This is a genomic window from Pseudomonas sp. AC169 (assembly GCF_979258515.1).
In genome coordinates this window covers 3,940,206-3,959,390 of record NZ_OZ409866.1, presented here as the reverse complement: position 1 = coordinate 3,959,390, position 19,185 = coordinate 3,940,206, and the positions used below count along the sequence as shown (strand labels likewise).

The window sequence follows — 19,185 nt, the reverse complement described above, 5'->3', positions numbered from 1 at the left end:
AATATTTGAAATCGCATGAATCCTAAGGCTGTCCACTTAGGACTTCATATTTCGAGGCTGAGTGACCACACTACACCACCACATCAGTCTTTTAGCGGAAAGAAGCCATACCGGCCATTCCCTCTGCTCTTCGTAAAGTGCTCGTAGTTCAATTGAGGGATGAGGGCCGTATCAGGTTCCTTGTTCTCAAAAATAATAACTTGAGAGCCTTTGAAGTGATCTGCAACATCCTGATAGAACGCATATATCATGTCCTCCGCTACTTCTTTATCCTCTTCCCCAGGTTCCGGATCCCCTTCCTTGTACGTGGTCAGCGGCGAATCGAGCACCACAAAACCAGGGTGACGCCCGGAACGCTTCAGCAAATTCATCAGCCCTAGCGCGAACGCAGCTGAAGCGATGGCTCGATACCCCTTGCCGAAATTGCCCCTCGCGCTCCCGCCAATAGTGATGTCTCGTCTTGCGAAATCGAAAGATACCGGGCAGTAGTTCGGGAAGCTCCAGCGCTTCAGAATCGCTTCGATCTCTTCCACCAGCGGTTGGGCTGTTTCCTCAAAGCCTTCAGGCGTATATGCGTTTTGCTCTTCAAGCAGGAGAACTCCGAGTCGTTTCAGCTCGCCCGTCAGCCTAGCCTTATCAACCACACGCCGTTCTAGTGCCGACCGGTCATGCTTGAGGGAAGAGGCGAGTTCTCTAAGGTCACTCACTGCCTGTACCGAATCTTGAATCTCAGACGTGATCAGCTTCTCCAGTGCGGCGATGGATGTCTTGGTGGCCTCTGCGTTGGAGGCGTTACGTTCGATCGCTGCAGTCAGGGATCCTTGGGCTTCCGCGAGCTCGTGGATGTTCTTCGAAATTCGATCCAGCTCGAAGGAAACACCTTTTTTAATGTCATCAACGTCCGTTGTGCATGATTCGGAGTCAAAATGATTGCCGCAGGTTGGACATAGCACCGCGTCTGAACCTTCAAGCAAAACTGCCGCCTGCTCAATGCCCTGAAGACGCTGGCGGTCTGATTCGTATTTCTGACCAAGCATGTCAAATCGGCCAAGGAGTGCCTTGTCTTCTGCGAGCTTGCCTTCAACAATCTCCAGCTCAGAGAGCTGATTGGCTTTTTGGCTGAAGAGGTCTTCACTCGAATGGAACGCACCTTCCAGCTCAGTTTCAGCTACCTCCAATCGGAGCGCGACCTGGGCGGTAAACGAATTGAGCTTCTGGAGCTCTAGGGCCTCGGTGGCGTCAACATCTGGATAGAATTGCCTGATGATGTCCTCGACAGCAGCAACTCGATGGCGCAGTGCACCCTTTGACGCCAGCTCTTTCTTAGCCTGTTTGACCCCGGCGTCGTCTTTCCCGGTAAGCAACAGCTTAAGAATGGATTTTTCTTTGGTGGCCTCATCATTTTGGCCAGTGCCCAAAGGAGAGTAATCAGCCACGATTCGCGTCTCATCCATCAAAAAGACTTTTTCGAAATCGCGAAGGGAGAAGGAAGCGTTATTTAATGAAGTTGTACCCTTCAGCAACAGCTTCCCATTGAGCCCCAATCTATCCAAAATCTGGTTCGAAATAGAGTTCATTTTCGTAGGGTTATGTTTCACACCCAAAACTTGAACCTTGCCCTCCTCGTCGTGAAAAGTAGGCTTTGAACTTGCAAAAAGCTCCCTCTCTATCGTAAAGGAAGACTGGTCTTCATTTACAAATTTAACGTTGACCGTGGTATAGCCTTGGGATTCATCAATTGACTTTGGGGGAGTATTAGAACCCAGGGCAAATTTGATGCATTGAACAATGTAGGATTTACCCGTATTAGAGCCACCCTGAACAACATTAGCACCCTTCGTAAAATATACGGACGCGTCTCTACGCTCAGGGCCGCTCACAACCACACTTTCAATATACATCAGACCACCCTGTCAACTTTATATTTATATATAGTGCGACGCTGAGCTGCGAGGTAGTCAATATTCCCCTCAACCCACACAACATGCCGCTTGAAATCTGCGTGATACTCAGTGGTCAACTTGATGGCAAATGCCCTGCCCGCGTCGGTAATTAAATATCGAACGCCCTGCTCGTCGACCCGTGAAGTAATCAATCCCTTAGCGATAAACAGCCTGATCGCACCTGGGAATATTTCCCGTCTACGAACCAGCTCGGAAAGTCGGTTCAATAGGATAGGGTGCAGACTTGGCTCACCTTGAAAATCACTACTATAAATAGCCGCATAGTCAAGAAAGATCAGCTCATCCAGGTCAAGCTCCCGAGACAAACCTGCTAGCAACAGAACGATGCGTGCCCCAATCTCGACAGGGCTGTTGTACAAGTCCTTTGAATTCATCATCTATTTCTTGATCCATTTAAACTTCATGTCATTCACCAACTGGTGGCATAGCCCCTTTCGATCCGAGGTCTGCAAGAAATGACGAAGTGGATGGGCATCGTATGGAATCTTTACGCAGTGAGTGCTAACTTCAAGAAACCGTTGATACCCATCATCGAACTTTTTACGCACTACACTGTGAACACCTTCGTGGCACTCGCCTTTGAGGCTTTCATAGCACCCTGTAGGAAACGCATCACGCGAAAACATCTCCAGTGATTCCGCACTGAAGAAGTTGATCCTTGCTCGCTCAAGATCGTCTTTGTATTCACTGTCCATTACACTATCAAATGAATACTCTGCCCCATCGGCATCAGAGAACGCGTCCAAGAGTGCATCAATGTAGACTTTCTCATTATCACCAACAGCACCAAGCTCGGGATTACGAACCTGCGGTCGCTTTAGATGATAAACCCCAAATCGTGATGTGTGATAGGGTGTGAGTGCATGCTTCTCGATTAATTCCTGTGACGACATCTCATCAACGAAAGAAAAGTCGAGGGTATTTAGATAGTCTAACAGAGCTCCCTCAAGAGGGATGGATTCTGTCTTCGTGATCTTGTCCTTACAGACCTTATCCCAGCGCTTGATGATTTCAGCCTTTATGCGAGACTTCTTGCCCAGCATATCAATGCAATCGGAACTACAGCCTTTCGGCGACACGAATCGATACTCGTGCGGAAGGGTGTAGTCTTCTTTCCAAGTGTAATAGACCAGCTTACCCAGCTCTGCCACTACACTTGCAACGCTCAGCTTATCTTTGTAGTGTTTGCATTGGTAATTGTCCCATCCCCTAGAGTGCCGGGCGATGACATCGCGCCCCTTGTCACCCGCACCAGCACAGCGGGTGACTGAATCGTAGCCTTTACCTAGGTAGGAAACGAATTCCAGCGTAAAGACTTCCCAAGTATCCGCAGACATGATTTGAAGGCGATCCAGGGGATGAACTGGTTCACCTTTTTCTACGTCCAATGCCGTGAGTTCAAATTCAGGGGCTGGAGGTAGCACTATGGCATTTTCAACCAAAGACATTTGCTACACCTCGGCGACAAGGTTTATTGCTTACTAAAGTAAAATTAGAGCACATCATATTCCGAGGTCGCGCTCCACCTGAAGAGTCTGGATACGATCTGGCATCTCACCAATGATCTTATTTTGATTCTTCCGCAAAGCACCCGTGAGCTTCTTCAGGAACCGCTGATTTAACTCCATGTTCCCCATCAGTTCGGCAATGATGATGTCATGGTCAACGTCAGCGTCTTCTAGCCCCACCCTCAACGCCGCACGAGCTGCGCCAATGGGTTTATCCATCGCATACTCGATTAGATCAGCTGGGTGAAAAGCGTATTCCTGCTTCTGTTCTTGTTCCTGCTCACTCATACCTGAGTACCTTGGTTCTGAAATGTTGTTCGTATGGGGATTCGTCTGGAATTTTGGACTGCCGGGCAATCTTATTTTTAAGCGATTACTTGTCAAATCGCGGGCACGACGAAGCCTCCCAAATAACCGCTACGGGATGTGGTGGTCTTCTGTGTGCGTATCTGTGCCATAGCTGATCCATGCCGTGCTCCTCCCACCCTCCTCGCCTAATACGTAAGGGTTGTTGGGCATCCGGGTGCCCTGGGTAATGGCACAATACTATCGCCATTGCGCCGTGTGGGGGAACCCGGCGAGGCACATAGGGCTAATAGAGAGCCAGTGAACGGCTATGGCTGGACGGAGGGGTGTGGGGCTGCGAGCGTTTAGGGCATTGGTAACGGCGGCAGGAGGCTGTGCTGGTGGGGCATGAAAGCTCGTGAGGATGTGACCATTTCAATGAGAGTCTGAATCTAAAAGTATCTCCAACTATTCGCCGCGCTTGCTGAACCAACGCACTCACTCACTCACTCGTTGGTGACTAGTAGCTTTTTGGGGGGGCATAACACGCGTCTGCATCATCCCCGCCGCCACGGCCGAAAGAATGCCCGAGACACCAAGACGTTCCGCCAGCACATAAGCGGCGAACGGCAGCAGTAACATGAACACCACGTGGGTGGCCGGGTCATCCCAGCCGCGGGCGATCATCCACGCCCGCAAACGCCCGACCAGCCAGCTCAATGCCACGCCGACCGCCAACCCACCAAGCGCCACCACAACGAAGGTGAGGCTGGCGCTGGTCAGCGAGAACACGCCCGTGATGGCCGCCACCAGGGCGAACTTGAAGGTCACCAGACCGGAGGCATCGTTCATCAGCGCCTCGCCCTGCAAGATATGCATCAGCGGGGTCGGCAAACGGTTTTGCGAAATGGCCGACACCGCCACAGCGTCCGTCGGCGACAACACAGCCGCCAGGGCGAAGGCCACCGGCAACGGAATTGACGGCAATAACCAATGAATGAAGTAGCCAGCGCCGACCACGGTGAACAGCACCAGCCCGACCGCCAGTGTCAGGATCGGCCCGCGCAGGTGCCAGAACTCGCGCTTGGGCATGCGCCAGCCATCGGAAAACAATAAGGGTGGCAGGAACAGAAACAGGAACAACTCGGGATCGAGGGCCACGTGCAAACCCAGCGTCGGCCAGGCGAGCAAGGCGCCGGCGGCAATCTGGACCAGTGGCAGCGGCAGCGGAATGACCCGCCCGACCAGACGCGAGACGCTGACCAACATCAGCAGGATCAGGACGGTGTAAGCAGTTTGCATAAAGCGGAAATCTCAGACAATCGACAGCGTTGAACTGCCATATTAGCCGCTTAGGCTGTGTCTGACCGTTGCACCTATGTCGCACGCCCGCAACGCAGTCCCCTTGTGGGAGCGAGCCTGCTCGCGAATGCGGTGGATCATTCAACACTCAATTGACTGAAGCGGCCCCTTCGCGAGCAGGCGCGCTCCCACAGGTTTTGCAGCGTTACGACAACCGTGGCCGACGAAACCGTTTGGTCATGGCATAATCCGACACCATTTTTCTCCAGCACCTGTAAAGGGGGCAATTCCTTGACCGTTTCAAGTAAAACGTTGCACCTTTTCGGCATCAAAGCCTGCGACACCATGAAAAAGGCGCGCACCTGGCTTGATGAGCACGCTGTCAGCTACGACTTTCACGATTACAAAACCGCCGGCATCGACCGTGAGCACCTGACCCAATGGTGTGACGAACACGGCTGGCAAACGGTGTTGAACCGCGCAGGCACGACCTTTCGCAAACTCGACGACGAACGCAAAGCCGATCTCGACCAGTCGAAAGCCATCGAACTGATGCTCGCTCAACCCTCGATGATCAAGCGCCCGGTGCTCGATCTCGGTGACCGAACCCTGATTGGCTTCAAGCCAGATATCTACGCGGCCGCTCTGAAGTAAGCAGCCCGTCACTCTTTGTAGAGGTGTATTTACATGTCCAATTCCCTGTTCAGCATCGCCTTTGGTGTCGGCACTCAGAACCGTCAAGGCGCGTGGCTGGAAGTGTTCTACGCACAGCCACTGCTCAACCCTTCGGCCGAGCTGGTCGCTGCCGTTGCGCCGATCCTCGGTTACACCGAAGGCAACCAGGCCATCACCTTCACCACCGCCCAGGCCGCACAACTGGCTGAAGCTGTGAAAGGTATCGATGCCGTTCAAGGCAAGCTGCTGACCCGTCTGGCTGAAAGCCACAAGCCGCTGGTCGCCACCCTGCTGGCTGAAGATGCACAGCTGACCTCGACGCCTGAGGCGTATCTGAAACTGCACCTGCTGTCGCACCGTCTGGTCAAGCCGCACGGCGTGAGCCTGGCCGGGATCTTCCCGCTGCTGCCAAACGTCGCGTGGACCAGCCAGGGCGCTGTTGACCTGAGCGAACTGGCGGAAATGCAACTGGAAGCCCGTCTGCGTGGCGAGCTGCTGGAAGTGTTCTCGGTGGACAAGTTCCCGAAAATGACCGACTACGTGGTTCCGGCCGGCGTGCGTATCGCTGACGCCGCGCGTCTGCGTCTGGGCGCTTACGTCGGTGAAGGCACCACCGTGATGCACGAAGGTTTCATCAACTTCAACGCCGGCACCGAAGGCCCGGGCATGATCGAAGGCCGCGTTTCCGCTGGCGTATTCGTCGGTAAGGGTTCGGACCTGGGCGGCGGTTGCTCGACCATGGGCACCCTGTCGGGCGGCGGCAACATCGTGATCAAGGTTGGCGAAGGCTGCCTGATCGGCGCCAACGCCGGTATCGGTATTCCGTTGGGCGACCGCAACACTGTGGAGTCGGGCCTGTACGTGACCGCCGGCACCAAGGTGGCGCTGCTCGACGAAAACAACAATCTGGTCAAGGTTGTGAAAGCGCGTGAATTGGCCGGTCAGACTGACCTGCTGTTCCGTCGCAATTCGGAAACCGGCGCTGTGGAATGCAAAACCCACAAATCGGCGATCGAACTGAACGAAGCGCTGCACGCTCACAACTAAGCAGCACATTGATAACCTGTGGGAGCGAGCCTGCTCGCGAAGCTTTTAGCGTCTTCAAGGACGCCTTCGCGAGCAGGCTCACTCCCACAGGGTCAGGCGTATACCACATGATGATTCCCTCCCCCTGGCGTGCCGACTTCCCGGCCATCGCCGCTCTGCAACGGCAAGACCAGACCTATCTGGACAACGCCGCCACCACGCAAAAACCCCAAGCCCTGCTCGACGCACTGACGCATTACTACGCCAACGGCGCGGCCAATGTGCATCGAGCGCAACACCTGCCGGGCGCTCACGCGACGCAGGCGTTCGAGGACAGTCGGCTCAAGGTTGCCCAGTGGCTGAATGCCGGTGACAGCGGGCAGATCATCTTCACCCACGGCGCCACCAGTGCGCTGAATCTCCTGGCTTATGGCCTGGAACATCTATTTCAACCGGGCGATGAAATTGTCATCAGCGCCCTGGAGCATCACGCCAACCTGCTGCCATGGCAGCAACTGGCGCAACGTCGCAACCTGAAACTGGTGATCCTGCCGCTGGATGCCGACGGTTTGATCGACCTCGCGGCTGCTGTGCATTTGATCGGCCCGCGCACGCGGTTGCTGGCGGTGAGTCAATTGTCCAACGTGCTCGGCGCCTGGCAGCCATTGCCAGCGCTACTGGGCATGGCCAAGGCGCAGAACGCGCTGACTGTGGTCGATGGCGCCCAAGGCGTGGTCCACGGTCGGCATGACGTGCAGGCGCTGGGTTGCGACTTTTATGTATTTTCCAGCCACAAGCTCTATGGGCCTGATGGGCTCGGCGTGCTGTTCGGGCGCAATGCTGCGCTTGAGCAGTTGAAGCCTTGGCAGTTCGGCGGCGAAATGGTGCTGGAAGCCAACTATCACGATTCGCGCTTCCGCCCTGCTCCGCTGGGTTTCGAAGCGGGTACGCCGCCGATTGCCAGTGTCATCGGCCTTGGCGCGACACTTGATTATCTGGCCGGGCTCGATCAGGAAGCGGTGTCGGCCCACGAAGCGGCGCTACATGATTATTTGCTGCGTGGACTCGCGGCGCGTAATGGCATTCGTCTGCTCGGCAAGCCGCAACTGGCGCTGGCCAGTTTTGTCGTTGAAGGTGTGCATAACGCTGATTTGGCGCATTTGCTGACGGAGCAAGGCATCGCTGTGCGGGCCGGACATCACTGCGCGATGCCGTTGCTGAAAAGCTTCGAACTGGCCGGGGCGATTCGTGTGTCACTGGCGCTGTACAACGACTCGGAAGATCTGGAGCGTTTCTTTGAAGCGCTGGATCAGGCGCTGGAGTTGTTGCGATGAGCTTACCGGTCGAGGCCGCCGAGGCGCTGCAGACTTTTCAGGATGCAGCGGGCTGGGAACAGCGGGCGCGGTTGTTGATGCAGTTTGGTGATCGTTTGCCGCCGCTCAGCGATGCGGACAAGTGCGAGGCCAACCGGGTGCATGGCTGTGAGAGTCAGGTGTGGCTGGTTGGGGCATTGCGCGACGGTCACTGGCAATTCAGCGCGAGCAGCGATGCGCGGATGATTCGCGGGTTGGTGGCGTTGTTGCTGTTGCGGGTTAACGGCTTGTCGGCGGCTGAGTTGCAGCAGGTTGATTTGCCTGACTGGTTTAATCAGCTCGGCCTTTCGCGCCAGCTATCGCCCTCGCGCAGCAATGGCCTCAATGCCGTGCTCCAGCGGATGAATGAGTTGGCTCGCTGACTGATCGTTCCCACGCTCTGCGTGGGAATGCCTCAACGGACGCTCCGCGTTCGGCTCTGGATGGGACGCGGAGCGTCCCGGGCTGCATTACCACGCGGAGCGTGGGAACGATCAAAGCCCCAGCATCAAGCCTGAGGTTTGACTCGGTCTGACGGGCGCCGCACACCCGCGACAATCTTGTCCACAGCCTTGGTCGCCGCGACCATGCCGAACGTTGCCGTGACCATCATCACCGCGCCAAACCCGCCGGCGCAGTCCAGCTTCACGCCATCACCAACAAAACTCTTCTGCAAACAAATGCTGCCATCCGGTTTCGGATAGCGCAGTTGCTCCGTGGAAAACACGCACGGCACGCTGTAATGGCGGGTCACAGTACGTGAGAAGCCGTAATCACGACGCAACGTCGAGCGCACTTTCGAGGCCAACGGGTCGTTGAACGTGCGATTGAGATCGCACACCTGAATCAGCGTCGGATCAATCTGCCCGCCAGCACCGCCAGTGGTGATGATCTGGATCTTGCGCCGCTTGCACCAGGCGATCAGTGCAGCCTTGGCGTTGACCGCGTCGATGCAGTCGATCACGCAATCGATGTTCGGCGTGATGTATTCGGCCATGGTGTCGCGAGTGACGAAATCCGCCACGGCATGCACGGTGCAATCCGGGTTGATCCCGCGCAGGCGCTCGGCCATCACTTCGACCTTGGGCTTGCCAACGGTGCTGTCCAGTGCGTGCAACTGGCGGTTGGCGTTGCTGACGCAGACGTCGTCGAGGTCGAACAGCGAAATCTCGCCGACGCCACAGCGGGCCATGGCTTCCGCCGCCCAGGAACCGACGCCACCGACGCCGACGATCGCCACATGGGCCGCGCGCAGGCGCTCCAGGCCTTCAATGCCATACAAACGGGCGATGCCTGCAAACCGCGGATCTTCTGTACTCATGACCATTACCCCAAAAACCGGCGCGCATTATAGGGCTACGCAGCGACAAGTTCTAAGCCTGCAGCTACAAGTGTAAGAACTTAAGTCAAAGTCGGCTGCCCAATGTCGGGCATTTCCCTGTCTGATGTACGACTTGCGAACTGCCGGTGTAGGATGCGCGCCCCTCGGGCGTCTAGCCGACCGATCCTTCGTTCCACAGCCTTTGGAACCCGAAATAGCTATGTCATCGCGTAAATTTGGTCTCAACCTGGTGGTGGTTCTGGCAATCGCCGCCCTGTTCACTGGTTTCTGGGCGCTGATCAATCGCCCGGTTTCCGCGCCGAACTGGCCGGAGCAGATCTCCGGTTTCTCCTATTCGCCGTTCCAGCAGGGACAATACCCGCAGAAGGATCAATATCCGTCTGACGACGAAATGCGCCGCGATCTGGAGATCATGAGCAAGCTGACGGACAACATCCGCATCTACTCGGTCGACGGTTCGCTGCAAGACATCCCGAAACTGGCTGAAGAATTCGGCCTGCGCGTGACACTGGGGATCTGGATCAGCCCGGACCAGGAACGCAACGAACGGGAAATCCAGCGCGCGATCGAACTGGCCAATACCTCGCGCAGCGTGGTGCGCGTGGTGGTCGGTAACGAAGCGATCTTCCGTAAGGAAATCACCGCGCAAGAGCTGAGCGTGCTGCTTGATCGCGTGCGCGCGGCGGTGAAAGTGCCGGTGACCACCTCCGAGCAATGGCACGTTTGGGAAGAACACCCGGAGCTGGCCAAGCACGTTGATCTGATCGCCGCGCACGTTCTGCCGTACTGGGAATTCATCCCGGTCGACAAGGCTGGCCAGTTCGTGTTCGACCGCGCCCGCGACCTGAAAAAACTGTTCCCGAAGAAACCGCTGCTGCTCTCCGAGGTTGGCTGGCCGAGCAACGGTCGCATGCGCGGTGGCGCCGATGCGTCGCCGGCGGATCAAGCGATTTACCTGCGTACGCTGGTCAACAAGCTCAACCGCCAAGGCTTCAACTACTTCGTGATCGAAGCGTTTGACCAGCCGTGGAAGGCCAGCGACGAAGGTTCGGTCGGCGCTTACTGGGGCGTGTTCAACGCCGCGCGGCAGCAGAAATTCAACTTTGAAGGCCCGGTGGTCGCCATTCCGCAATGGCGCGTGCTGGCGATCGGTTCGGTGGTGCTGGCGCTGTTGTCGCTGACCCTGCTGATGATCGACGGCTCGGCCCTGCGTCAGCGTGGGCGGATCTTCCTGACCTTTATCGCGTTTCTTTGCGGTTCAGTGCTGGTGTGGATCGGTTACGACTACAGCCTGCAATACAGCACGTGGTTCAGCCTGACAGTCGGCTTCCTCTTGGCGCTCGGTGCGCTCGGGGTGTTTATCGTCTTGCTGACGGAGGCGCATGAGCTGGCCGAAGCGGTGTGGATTCACAAGCGTCGGCGCGAGTTCCTGCCGGTCGAGGGCGACTCCAGCTATCGCCCGAAAGTCTCAATCCACGTGCCTTGCTACAACGAGCCGCCGGAGATGGTCAAACAGACCCTCGACGCCCTCGCAGCGCTGGATTATCCGGACTACGAAGTCCTGATCATCGACAACAACACCAAGGACCCGGCGGTCTGGGAGCCGGTGCGCGACTACTGCGACACCCTCGGCCCACGCTTCAAGTTCTTCCACGTCTCGCCCCTGGCCGGTTTCAAGGGCGGCGCGCTGAATTATTTGATTCCGCACACCGCCAAGGACGCCGAAGTGATCGCCGTGATCGACTCCGATTACTGCGTGCACCCGAACTGGCTCAAGCACATGGTGCCGCACTTCGCCGACCCGAAAATCGCTGTGGTGCAGTCGCCGCAGGATTATCGCGACCAGAACGAAAGCACCTTCAAGAAGCTCTGCTACGCCGAATACAAAGGCTTCTTCCACATTGGCATGGTCACCCGTAACGACCGTGACGCGATTATCCAGCACGGCACCATGACCATGACCCGTCGCTCGGTACTGGAAGAGTTGGGTTGGGCCGACTGGTGCATCTGTGAAGACGCCGAACTCGGTCTGCGCGTGTTCGAAAAAGGCCTGTCGGCGGCGTATTACCACGACAGTTACGGCAAGGGTCTGATGCCGGATACGTTCATCGACTTCAAGAAGCAGCGTTTCCGTTGGGCCTATGGCGCTATCCAGATCATCAAGCGCCACACCCGCAGCCTGCTGCGCGGCAAGGACACCGAGCTGACACGTGGCCAGCGTTACCACTTCCTCGCGGGCTGGTTGCCGTGGGTCGCGGACGGCATGAACATCTTCTTCACCGTCGGCGCGCTGTTGTGGTCGGCGGCGATGATCATCGTGCCGCAGCGGGTCGATCCGCCGCTGCTGATCTTCGCGATCCCGCCATTGGCGCTGTTTGTGTTCAAGGTCGGCAAGATCATCTTCCTCTACCGCCGCGCCGTTGGCGTGAACCTGAAAGATGCCTTCTGCGCGGCACTGGCCGGACTGGCGTTGTCGCACACCATCGCCAAAGCGGTGCTGTACGGCTTCTTCACCAGCAGCATTCCGTTCTTCCGTACACCGAAAAACGCCGACAACCATGGCTTCTGGGTGGCGATTTCCGAGGCGCGGGAAGAGTTGTTCATCATGCTGCTGTTGTGGGGCGCGGCGCTGGGAATCTTCCTGGTCAACGGCATGCCGAGCAACGACATGCGCTTCTGGGTGGTGATGTTGCTGGTGCAGTCGCTGCCGTATCTGGCGGCGTTGATCATGGCGTTCCTGTCGTCACTGCCGAAACCGGCGGCTGCACCGGAACCGGCGCCGGTCGTCTAAATCCTCATCGATGCACTAAACGGCGGCCAATGGCCGCCGTTTTGCTTTAAGATAACCGCCATTTTGCGGGGCTCTTCCTAATCCCCGTGGGAGCGAGCCTGCTCGCGAAGGCTTTGTCACATTCACCGATTATGTTGACTGATACACCGCATTCGCGAGCAGGCTCGCTCCCACAGTTAGTCCGTGCCCACATTCATGATCTTCGGAGTTTTCCATGACGGCCCACGCCGACCTTTCGCCGACCCTCCAACTCGCCATCGACCTGATTCGCCGTCCGTCCGTGACGCCGGTCGACGCCGATTGCCAGAAGCAGATGATGCAGCGCCTGGGCGATGCCGGTTTCACTCTCGAGCCGATGCGCATCGAAGATGTGGATAACTTCTGGGCGATCCACGGCAACAACGACGGCCCGGTGCTGTGTTTCGCCGGTCACACCGACGTGGTGCCGACCGGCCCGGTCACCGCGTGGCAGATCGACCCGTTCAACGCGCTGATCGATGAGCACGGCATGCTCTGTGGCCGTGGCGCGGCGGACATGAAAGGCAGCCTGGCGTCGATGACCGTGGCCGCCGAGCGTTTCGTCGCCGATTATCCGAACCACAAGGGTAAAGTCGCGTTTCTGATCACCAGCGACGAAGAAGGCCCGGCGCACCACGGCACCAAAGCAGTGGTCGAGCGTTTGGCCGCGCGCAACGAGCGTCTGGACTGGTGCATCGTCGGCGAACCGTCGAGCACCACTCTGGTGGGCGACGTGGTGAAAAACGGCCGTCGTGGCTCGCTGGGCGCCAAGCTCACCGTCAAAGGCATCCAGGGTCACGTCGCCTATCCGCATCTGGCGAAGAATCCGATCCACCTCGCCGCGCCGGCGCTGGCCGAACTGGCCGCCGAGCATTGGGATCACGGTAACGACTTCTTCCCGCCGACCAGTTTCCAGATTTCCAACGTCAACTCCGGCACCGGCGCGACCAACGTGATTCCGGGTGATCTGGTGGCGGTGTTCAACTTCCGTTTCTCCACCGAATCGACCGTTGAGGGCCTGCAGAAACGCGTGGCCGACATTCTCGACAAGCACGATCTGGACTGGCACATCGACTGGGCGCTGTCCGGCCTGCCGTTCCTTACCGAACCGGGCGCGCTGCTCGACGCGGTGTCGGCGAGCATCAAGGACATCACCGGCCGCGAGACCAAAGCGTCGACCAGCGGCGGGACTTCCGATGGCCGTTTCATCGCGACCATGGGCACGCAAGTGGTTGAACTGGGCCCGGTCAACGCGACCATCCATCAGGTCAACGAGCGCGTGCTGGCCGCCGATCTTGATGTGCTGACCGAGATCTACTACCAGACCCTGATCAAGTTGCTCGCCTGATGCTCGCTTGCCCCATCTGCAATGAACCGCTGAATGCGGTGGATAACGGTGTGGTCTGCCCCGCCGGCCACCGCTTCGACCGTGCGCGGCAGGGTTACCTGAACCTGCTGCCGGTGCAGCACAAGAACAGCCGCGATCCTGGCGACAATCAGGCCATGGTCGAAGCGCGTCGTGACTTCTTGAACGCCGGCCATTACGCGCCGGTGGCCAAGCGTCTGGCCGAGCTGGCGGCGAGTTACGCGCCGGATCGCTGGGTCGACATCGGTTGTGGCGAGGGTTATTACACCGCACAAATCGCCGAGGCCTTGCCGAACGCCGATGGCTACGCGCTGGACATCTCTCGCGAGGCGGTCAAACGCGCCTGCAAACGCAATCCGGCGATTAGCTGGTTGATCGCCAGCATGGCCCGTGTGCCGTTGGCATCGGGCAGTTGCCAGTTTCTCGCCAGCGTTTTCAGCCCGCTGGATTGGGAAGAAGCCAAGCGATTGCTCAGCGTCGGCGGCGGTCTGATGAAAGTCGGCCCGACCAGCGGCCATCTGATGGAACTGCGCGAACGCCTGTACGACGAAGTGCGCGAGTACACCGACGACAAGCATCTGGCCCTGGTGCCGGAAGGCATGGCGCTGGCGCACAGTGAAACCCTGGAATTCAAACTGACCCTGGACAAGCCCGAGGATCGCGCCAACCTGTTGGCGATGACACCCCACGGCTGGCGCGCCAGTGCCGAGCGTCGTGCGGCGGTGATCGAACAGGCCGAGCCGTTCGTGACCACCGTGTCGATGCGCTACGATTATTTCGTTCTTCAATAACTTTTGGTCTCGGGCAAACGCCCGGGGCCGGCTAAATCCGCGAATGGATTTTTCAGAACCGCAGTGAGGACATCCATGCGCCAACCGGATATCGAGATTTACCTGAAAGACGCCGACGTCGACCACAAGGCCATTTCCGCCTGGCTCGGCGAAGCCCTTGGCCCGTGCAGCGACTGGGTACAGAAAGGCCAGACCTACAAGTGCAAGGCGGGCAACGTGCCGGTGACCTGGCTGCCGAAAGCCGTGGGCAAGTGGAACAGCCTGTACCTGGAAAGCGACCAGACGCCATGGGACGACGACATCGCCTGCGCCCGCGCTGCGTTCGCTGCGCTGAACGTCGAAGTGCGTTGCGCGCCGGGGACGTGGGTCGAGGAAGAAGGTGAAGAGACGGCAGATCGCTGGATGCGCATCAGCGAAGACGGTGAAGAAGAAATCACCTGGAAAACGGCTTAAAAGCAGCTGCAAGTTATGAGCTGCAAGCTGCAAGCCTCAAGCGAAACTGCTTATAGCTTGTGGCTTGCAGCTTGAAACTTGAAGCTGCTGTTACAAGCCTACAACATCCTCAGCCTGCAAACCCTTCTCGCCGGTGATCACCGCGTATTCAACCTGCTGGCCTTCAGTCAGCGACCGATGCCCTTCGCCGCGAATCGCGCGGTAGTGCACGAACACGTCCACCCCGTCTTCGCGCTGGATAAAGCCGTAGCCTTTGGCGTCGTTGAACCACTTCACGTTGCCGGTTTCACGTGTTGCCATCTGTTCATACTCCTTTTTTATTATTGGACAGGCTTTTCGCAGGAAAGCCTTTGCGGAACGTCAGCCTGCGTCCGACGTCCATAAAAGGGCCCCGGCGACAGACCGCCGAGTATATGACAGGCGCGAAAAGTCTCAACAGGAGATTACTTCGCCGCTTTTTTGCCGATTTTCGGTGAATACGGCAAACTGTCGCCCTCCCGAGCAACCGCTCGGTTTATCAACTCATGCAGAAGCCGTATGACCCGTTCCCCGTTCCGCCGTCTTGTGTTTGGCACCCTGCGCCGACTGTTGTACCTCTGGGTTCGCTCGGAGACGATCAACCAGTCGTCGTTCACCCTCAACCTCGACCGCAGTCGTCCGGTGTTCTACGTCCTGCAAAACCCTTCGCTGACCGATCTGGCCGTGGTCGACACCGAGTGCACCAAGGCCGGCCTGCCGCGCCCGGTGCTGCCAGTGTCGGTGGGTTCGCTGATCGAGCCGGCGGCGTTTTTCTACCTGACGCCGGATCCGGACTGGCTCGGTCGTCAGGACAAACGTGGCGCGCCGCCGACCCTGACGCGTCTGGTCAGCGCCCTCACCCAGAACGCCGCCGAAGACGCGCAGATCATTCCGGTCAGCGTGTTCTGGGGTCAGTCGCCGGACAGCGAAAACAGTCCGTGGAAATTGCTCTTCGCCGACAGTTGGGCCGTGACCGGGCGTCTGCGTCGGCTGCTGAGCATCATTGTGCTCGGGCGCAAAACCCGCGTGCAGTTCTCCGCACCGATTCACCTGCGCGAGCTGATCGAGCACAACAAGGGCCACGAACGCACCGTGCGCATGGCCCAGCGCATTCTGCGCGTGCACTTCCGCAACCTGAAAGCCGCGGTGATCGGCCCGGACATTTCCCACCGCCGAAACCTGGTCAAAGGCTTGCTCAACCAGCCACTGGTCAAGCAAGCGATCCTCGACGAAGCCGAGCGCGAAAACATCTCCGCGGAAAAAGCCAAGGCCCAGGCCCTGCGCTACGGCAACGAAATCGCCTCGGACTACACCTACACGGCGATCCGCTTCCTTGAAGTGGTGCTGAGCTGGTTCTGGAACAAGATCTACGACGGCATCAAGGTCAACCACATCGAAGGCGTGCAGAAAGTCGCTCAGGGTCACGAAGTGATTTACGTGCCGTGCCACCGCAGTCACATCGACTACCTGCTGCTCTCGTATTTACTGTTCCGCAACGGCCTGACCCCGCCGCACATCGCTGCCGGGATCAACCTGAACATGCCGGTGATCGGCAGCCTGCTGCGTCGCGGCGGCGCGTTCTTCATGCGTCGCACGTTCAAGGGCAATCCGCTGTACACCTCGGTGTTCAACGAATACCTGCACACCCTGTTCACCAAAGGTTTCCCGGTCGAGTACTTCGTCGAGGGTGGGCGCTCGCGCACCGGGCGCATGCTGCAACCGAAAACCGGGATGCTCGCGATCACCCTGCGCAGTTTCCTGCGTTCGTCGCGGATGCCGATCGTGTTTGTGCCGGTGTACATCGGTTACGAGCGCGTACTGGAGGGTCGTACCTACCTTGGCGAGCTGCGCGGGGCGAGCAAGAAGAAAGAGTCGATCTTCGACATCTTCAAAGTCATCGGCGCGCTCAAGCAACGTTTCGGTCAGGTCGCCGTCAACTTCGGTGAGCCGATCAAACTCGCGGAATTCCTCGACGCCGAGCAACCGGACTGGCGCCAGCAGGAACTGGGCCCGCAGTACAAACCGGCGTGGCTCAACGAAACCACCAACCGCCTCGGCGAGAAAGTCGCGCAGCATCTGAACGAAGCGGCGGCAATCAACCCGGTCAACCTGGTGGCGCTGGCGCTGCTGTCGACCACACGTCTGGCGCTGGATGATCGCGCCATGGCACGGGTGCTCGATCTGTACCTGGCGCTGCTGCGCAAGGTTCCGTACTCGCCGCACACAACGCTGCCGGAAGGCGATGGCCGTGCGCTGATCGAGCATGTGAAGGACATGGATCTGCTCGCCGAGCAGAACGACGCGCTGGGCAAGATTCTCTATCTGGACGAGCAAAACGCCGTCCTGATGACCTACTACCGCAACAACGTGCTGCACATCTTCGCCCTGCCTGCGCTGCTGGCGAGCTTCTTCCAGAGCGCCTCGCGCATGAGTCGCGAACAGATTCTGCGCTACACCCGCGCGCTGTATCCGTACTTGCAGTCGGAGCTGTTCATTCGCTGGTCGCTGGATGAACTCGACGGTGTGGTCGATCAATGGCTGGAGGCGTTCGTCGAGCAAGGCCTGCTGCGTTTCGAGAAAGACGTCTATCTGCGTCCGGCGCCAAGTTCGCGGCATTTCGTGCTGCTGACCTTGCTGTCGAAGAGCATCGCGCAGACTCTGCAGCGCTTCTACATGACCGTGTCCTTGCTGCTCAACAGCGGACAGAACAGCATCAGCGCCGAAGAACTGGAAGACCTGTGCACGGTCATGGCCCAGCGCCTGTCGATCCTGCATGGCCTCAACGCCCCGGAGTTCTTCGACAAGAGCCTGTTCCGTCACTTTATCCAGACGATGCTCGACCTCGACGTGCTGCGTCGCGACGAGGCCGGCAAACTCAGCTATCACGAACTGCTCGGCGAACTCGCCGAAGGTGCGGCCAAACGCGTGTTGCCGGCGGAGATTCGCTTGTCGATCCGCCAGGTCGCGTTGCATCGCAGTGAAGATGCTGCAGATCAGGTCGTCACACAGCCCGAGACCTGATGCAAACCCTGTGGGAGCGAGCCTGCTCGCGAAGACGGAGTGTCAGTCGACATCTCAGTGACTGAAATACCGTCTTCGCGAGCAGGCTTGCTCCCACATTGAAAGGAGAACTTCCGATGAAAAAACTCACCCTGCTCGCCGCCGCCACGCTGCTGAGCGCCTGCCAATCGACCACCCCTGCCGGCAAGGTCGGCCTCGACGGTGAAGTGTTCTATCTGCAGCGCATCGCCCTGCCACCGAGCGCCACCCTCAGCGTCAGCCTGCAAGACGTCTCGCTAGCCGATGCGCCTGCCGTCGTATTGGACGAGCAGAAAGGCCCGGTCAAAGGCCAGGTGCCGCTGCCCTTCCACTTGAGCTACGATCCGGCCCAAGTCAAACCCGGCCATCGCTACTCGGTCAGCGCGCGCATTGAAGTCAACGGCGAACTGATGTTCATCACCACCGAAAACCACGCCGTGCAACTCGACGGCAACGACCCGCAGCCGCTGAAAATCCGCGTCGACGCCGTTCGTTAATTTATTTTCTGCAACAAGGAAACCGCCATGTTCCGCCCTACCCTTCGCTTCGCCGGCCTGTGCGCGGGCCTGATGATCTCCGCCAGCGCCATGGCCCTGTCGCTCAGCGACCTGTCGCAAAAAGACGCCACCGGCGGCCTCAAGGATGCCCTGACCCAAGGCGCACAAATCGCCGTCAAGCAACTGGGTACACCCGGCGGTTTCAGCAACAACCCCGACGTGAAGATCGAGCTGCCGGGCAAACTCGGCAAAGCCGCGAGCAAAATGAAAGCCTTCGGCATGGGCGCCCAGGTCGAAGAACTGGAAACCGCCATGAACAAAGCGGCGGAAAGCGCCGTGACCCAGGCCCAGCCAATCCTCGTCGACGCGGTGAAGAAAATGAGCGTGGCAGACGCCAAAGGCATCCTCAGCGGCGGCAATGACTCGGCCACGCAATACCTCGACAAATCCAGCCGCGAACAGATCCGCGCCAAGTTCCTGCCGATCGTCAAACAGGCGACCGACAAGGTTGGCGTAGCGCAGAAGTACAACTCGTTCGCGGGCCAGGCTGCTGCGTTTGGCGTTGTCGATGCGAAGAGCGCCAACGTTGAAAACTACGTGACCGAGCAAGCGCTCAATGGCCTGTTCGAGATGATCGGCAAACAGGAAGAAACCATCCGTCAGAACCCGGCCGCTGCGGCGACCAGTCTGGCGAAGAAGGTGTTCGGCACGTTGTAATGTGCTGAACGAAAAAAAGCCCGCTGACCTTTACCGGTTCA

17 protein-coding genes and 1 pseudogene are annotated in these 19,185 nt (G+C 58.3%); 11 read left to right on the top strand and 7 right to left on the bottom strand.

Features of this window, described 5'->3' with window-relative positions:
- Positions 1-83: 83 nt before the first annotated feature.
- From ACZZ0G_RS17715 to ACZZ0G_RS17695, 5 genes and pseudogenes are all read right to left on the bottom strand, one after another.
- Entirely contained in the window at positions 84-1,901 is a 1,818-nt protein-coding gene (locus ACZZ0G_RS17715) for an AAA family ATPase (RefSeq protein WP_463556989.1), read from the bottom strand.
- Entirely contained in the window at positions 1,901-2,341 is a 441-nt protein-coding gene (locus ACZZ0G_RS17710) for an ABC-three component system middle component 2 (RefSeq protein ID WP_463556988.1), read from the bottom strand. Before ACZZ0G_RS17710 ends, ACZZ0G_RS17715 begins: the two co-directional genes overlap by 1 nt.
- Positions 2,342-3,412 (bottom strand): ABC-three component system protein, encoded by a 1,071-nt coding sequence (locus ACZZ0G_RS17705; RefSeq protein WP_463556987.1) that lies wholly within the window; start codon positions 3,410-3,412, stop codon positions 2,342-2,344.
- 54 nt (positions 3,413-3,466) lie between these two features.
- A complete protein-coding gene (locus ACZZ0G_RS17700; RefSeq protein WP_414916553.1) occupies positions 3,467-3,760 on the bottom strand; it encodes a hypothetical protein in 294 nt (97 codons plus the stop codon).
- A gap of 519 nt (positions 3,761-4,279) precedes the next feature.
- Positions 4,280-5,059, bottom strand: a pseudogene (locus ACZZ0G_RS17695) (cation:proton antiporter domain-containing protein); the annotation flags it as partial.
- A gap of 291 nt (positions 5,060-5,350) precedes the next feature.
- Between ACZZ0G_RS17695 and ACZZ0G_RS17690 the strand changes: the two are divergent.
- From ACZZ0G_RS17690 to ACZZ0G_RS17675, 4 genes are all read left to right on the top strand, one after another.
- Positions 5,351-5,713, top strand: coding sequence for an ArsC family reductase (locus ACZZ0G_RS17690; RefSeq protein ID WP_003222107.1), 363 nt, complete (start codon positions 5,351-5,353; stop codon positions 5,711-5,713).
- Positions 5,714-5,746: 33 nt separating this feature from the next.
- Positions 5,747-6,781: a 2,3,4,5-tetrahydropyridine-2,6-dicarboxylate N-succinyltransferase gene (dapD, locus tag ACZZ0G_RS17685; protein ID WP_077571310.1), complete on the top strand. Its 1,035-nt coding sequence runs from the start codon at positions 5,747-5,749 to the stop codon at positions 6,779-6,781.
- 107 nt (positions 6,782-6,888) lie between these two features.
- The gene (locus ACZZ0G_RS17680) at positions 6,889-8,094 is read left to right on the top strand and encodes an aminotransferase class V-fold PLP-dependent enzyme (RefSeq protein ID WP_463556986.1); all 1,206 of its coding nucleotides are present in this window, start codon (positions 6,889-6,891) and stop codon (positions 8,092-8,094) included.
- The gene (locus ACZZ0G_RS17675) at positions 8,091-8,495 is read left to right on the top strand and encodes a SufE family protein (RefSeq protein ID WP_463556985.1); all 405 of its coding nucleotides are present in this window, start codon (positions 8,091-8,093) and stop codon (positions 8,493-8,495) included. Before ACZZ0G_RS17680 ends, ACZZ0G_RS17675 begins: the two co-directional genes overlap by 4 nt.
- Before the next feature lie 125 nt (positions 8,496-8,620).
- Here ACZZ0G_RS17675 and tcdA read toward each other — a convergent pair whose 3' ends face one another.
- Complete coding sequence (gene tcdA / locus ACZZ0G_RS17670) at positions 8,621-9,439, bottom strand: tRNA cyclic N6-threonylcarbamoyladenosine(37) synthase TcdA (RefSeq protein ID WP_071174533.1); 819 nt, start codon at positions 9,437-9,439, stop codon at positions 8,621-8,623.
- 214 nt (positions 9,440-9,653) lie between these two features.
- On the opposite strand from tcdA, the gene ACZZ0G_RS17665 reads away from it, so the two are divergent.
- From ACZZ0G_RS17665 to ACZZ0G_RS17650, 4 genes are all read left to right on the top strand, one after another.
- The gene (locus tag ACZZ0G_RS17665; RefSeq protein WP_463556984.1) at positions 9,654-12,245 is read left to right on the top strand and encodes a glycosyltransferase; all 2,592 of its coding nucleotides are present in this window, start codon (positions 9,654-9,656) and stop codon (positions 12,243-12,245) included.
- A 214-nt stretch (positions 12,246-12,459) separates the two neighbouring features.
- The gene (gene dapE / locus ACZZ0G_RS17660) at positions 12,460-13,611 is read left to right on the top strand and encodes a succinyl-diaminopimelate desuccinylase (protein ID WP_463556983.1); all 1,152 of its coding nucleotides are present in this window, start codon (positions 12,460-12,462) and stop codon (positions 13,609-13,611) included.
- A complete protein-coding gene (locus tag ACZZ0G_RS17655) occupies positions 13,611-14,420 on the top strand; it encodes a putative RNA methyltransferase (RefSeq protein ID WP_463556982.1) in 810 nt (269 codons plus the stop codon). Before dapE ends, ACZZ0G_RS17655 begins: the two co-directional genes overlap by 1 nt.
- Before the next feature lie 75 nt (positions 14,421-14,495).
- Positions 14,496-14,873 (top strand): hypothetical protein, encoded by a 378-nt coding sequence (locus ACZZ0G_RS17650; protein ID WP_258709317.1) that lies wholly within the window; start codon positions 14,496-14,498, stop codon positions 14,871-14,873.
- Positions 14,874-14,963: 90 nt separating this feature from the next.
- On the opposite strand, the gene ACZZ0G_RS17645 is transcribed toward ACZZ0G_RS17650, so the two are convergent.
- Positions 14,964-15,173, bottom strand: a complete 210-nt coding sequence (locus tag ACZZ0G_RS17645) for a cold-shock protein (protein ID WP_007908870.1) — start codon at positions 15,171-15,173, stop codon at positions 14,964-14,966.
- A 237-nt stretch (positions 15,174-15,410) separates the two neighbouring features.
- Here ACZZ0G_RS17645 and plsB point away from each other — a divergent pair, with 237 nt between their 5' ends.
- The 3 genes from plsB (at position 15,411) to ACZZ0G_RS17630 (ending at position 19,144) form a co-directional block, all read left to right on the top strand.
- Complete coding sequence (gene plsB / locus ACZZ0G_RS17640) at positions 15,411-17,912, top strand: glycerol-3-phosphate 1-O-acyltransferase PlsB (RefSeq protein ID WP_463556981.1); 2,502 nt, start codon at positions 15,411-15,413, stop codon at positions 17,910-17,912.
- 116 nt (positions 17,913-18,028) lie between these two features.
- Positions 18,029-18,427, top strand: coding sequence for a YbaY family lipoprotein (locus ACZZ0G_RS17635; RefSeq protein WP_016985112.1), 399 nt, complete (start codon positions 18,029-18,031; stop codon positions 18,425-18,427).
- A 27-nt stretch (positions 18,428-18,454) separates the two neighbouring features.
- Positions 18,455-19,144: a DUF4197 domain-containing protein gene (locus ACZZ0G_RS17630; RefSeq protein ID WP_463556980.1), complete on the top strand. Its 690-nt coding sequence runs from the start codon at positions 18,455-18,457 to the stop codon at positions 19,142-19,144.
- Positions 19,145-19,185 lie beyond the last annotated feature (41 nt).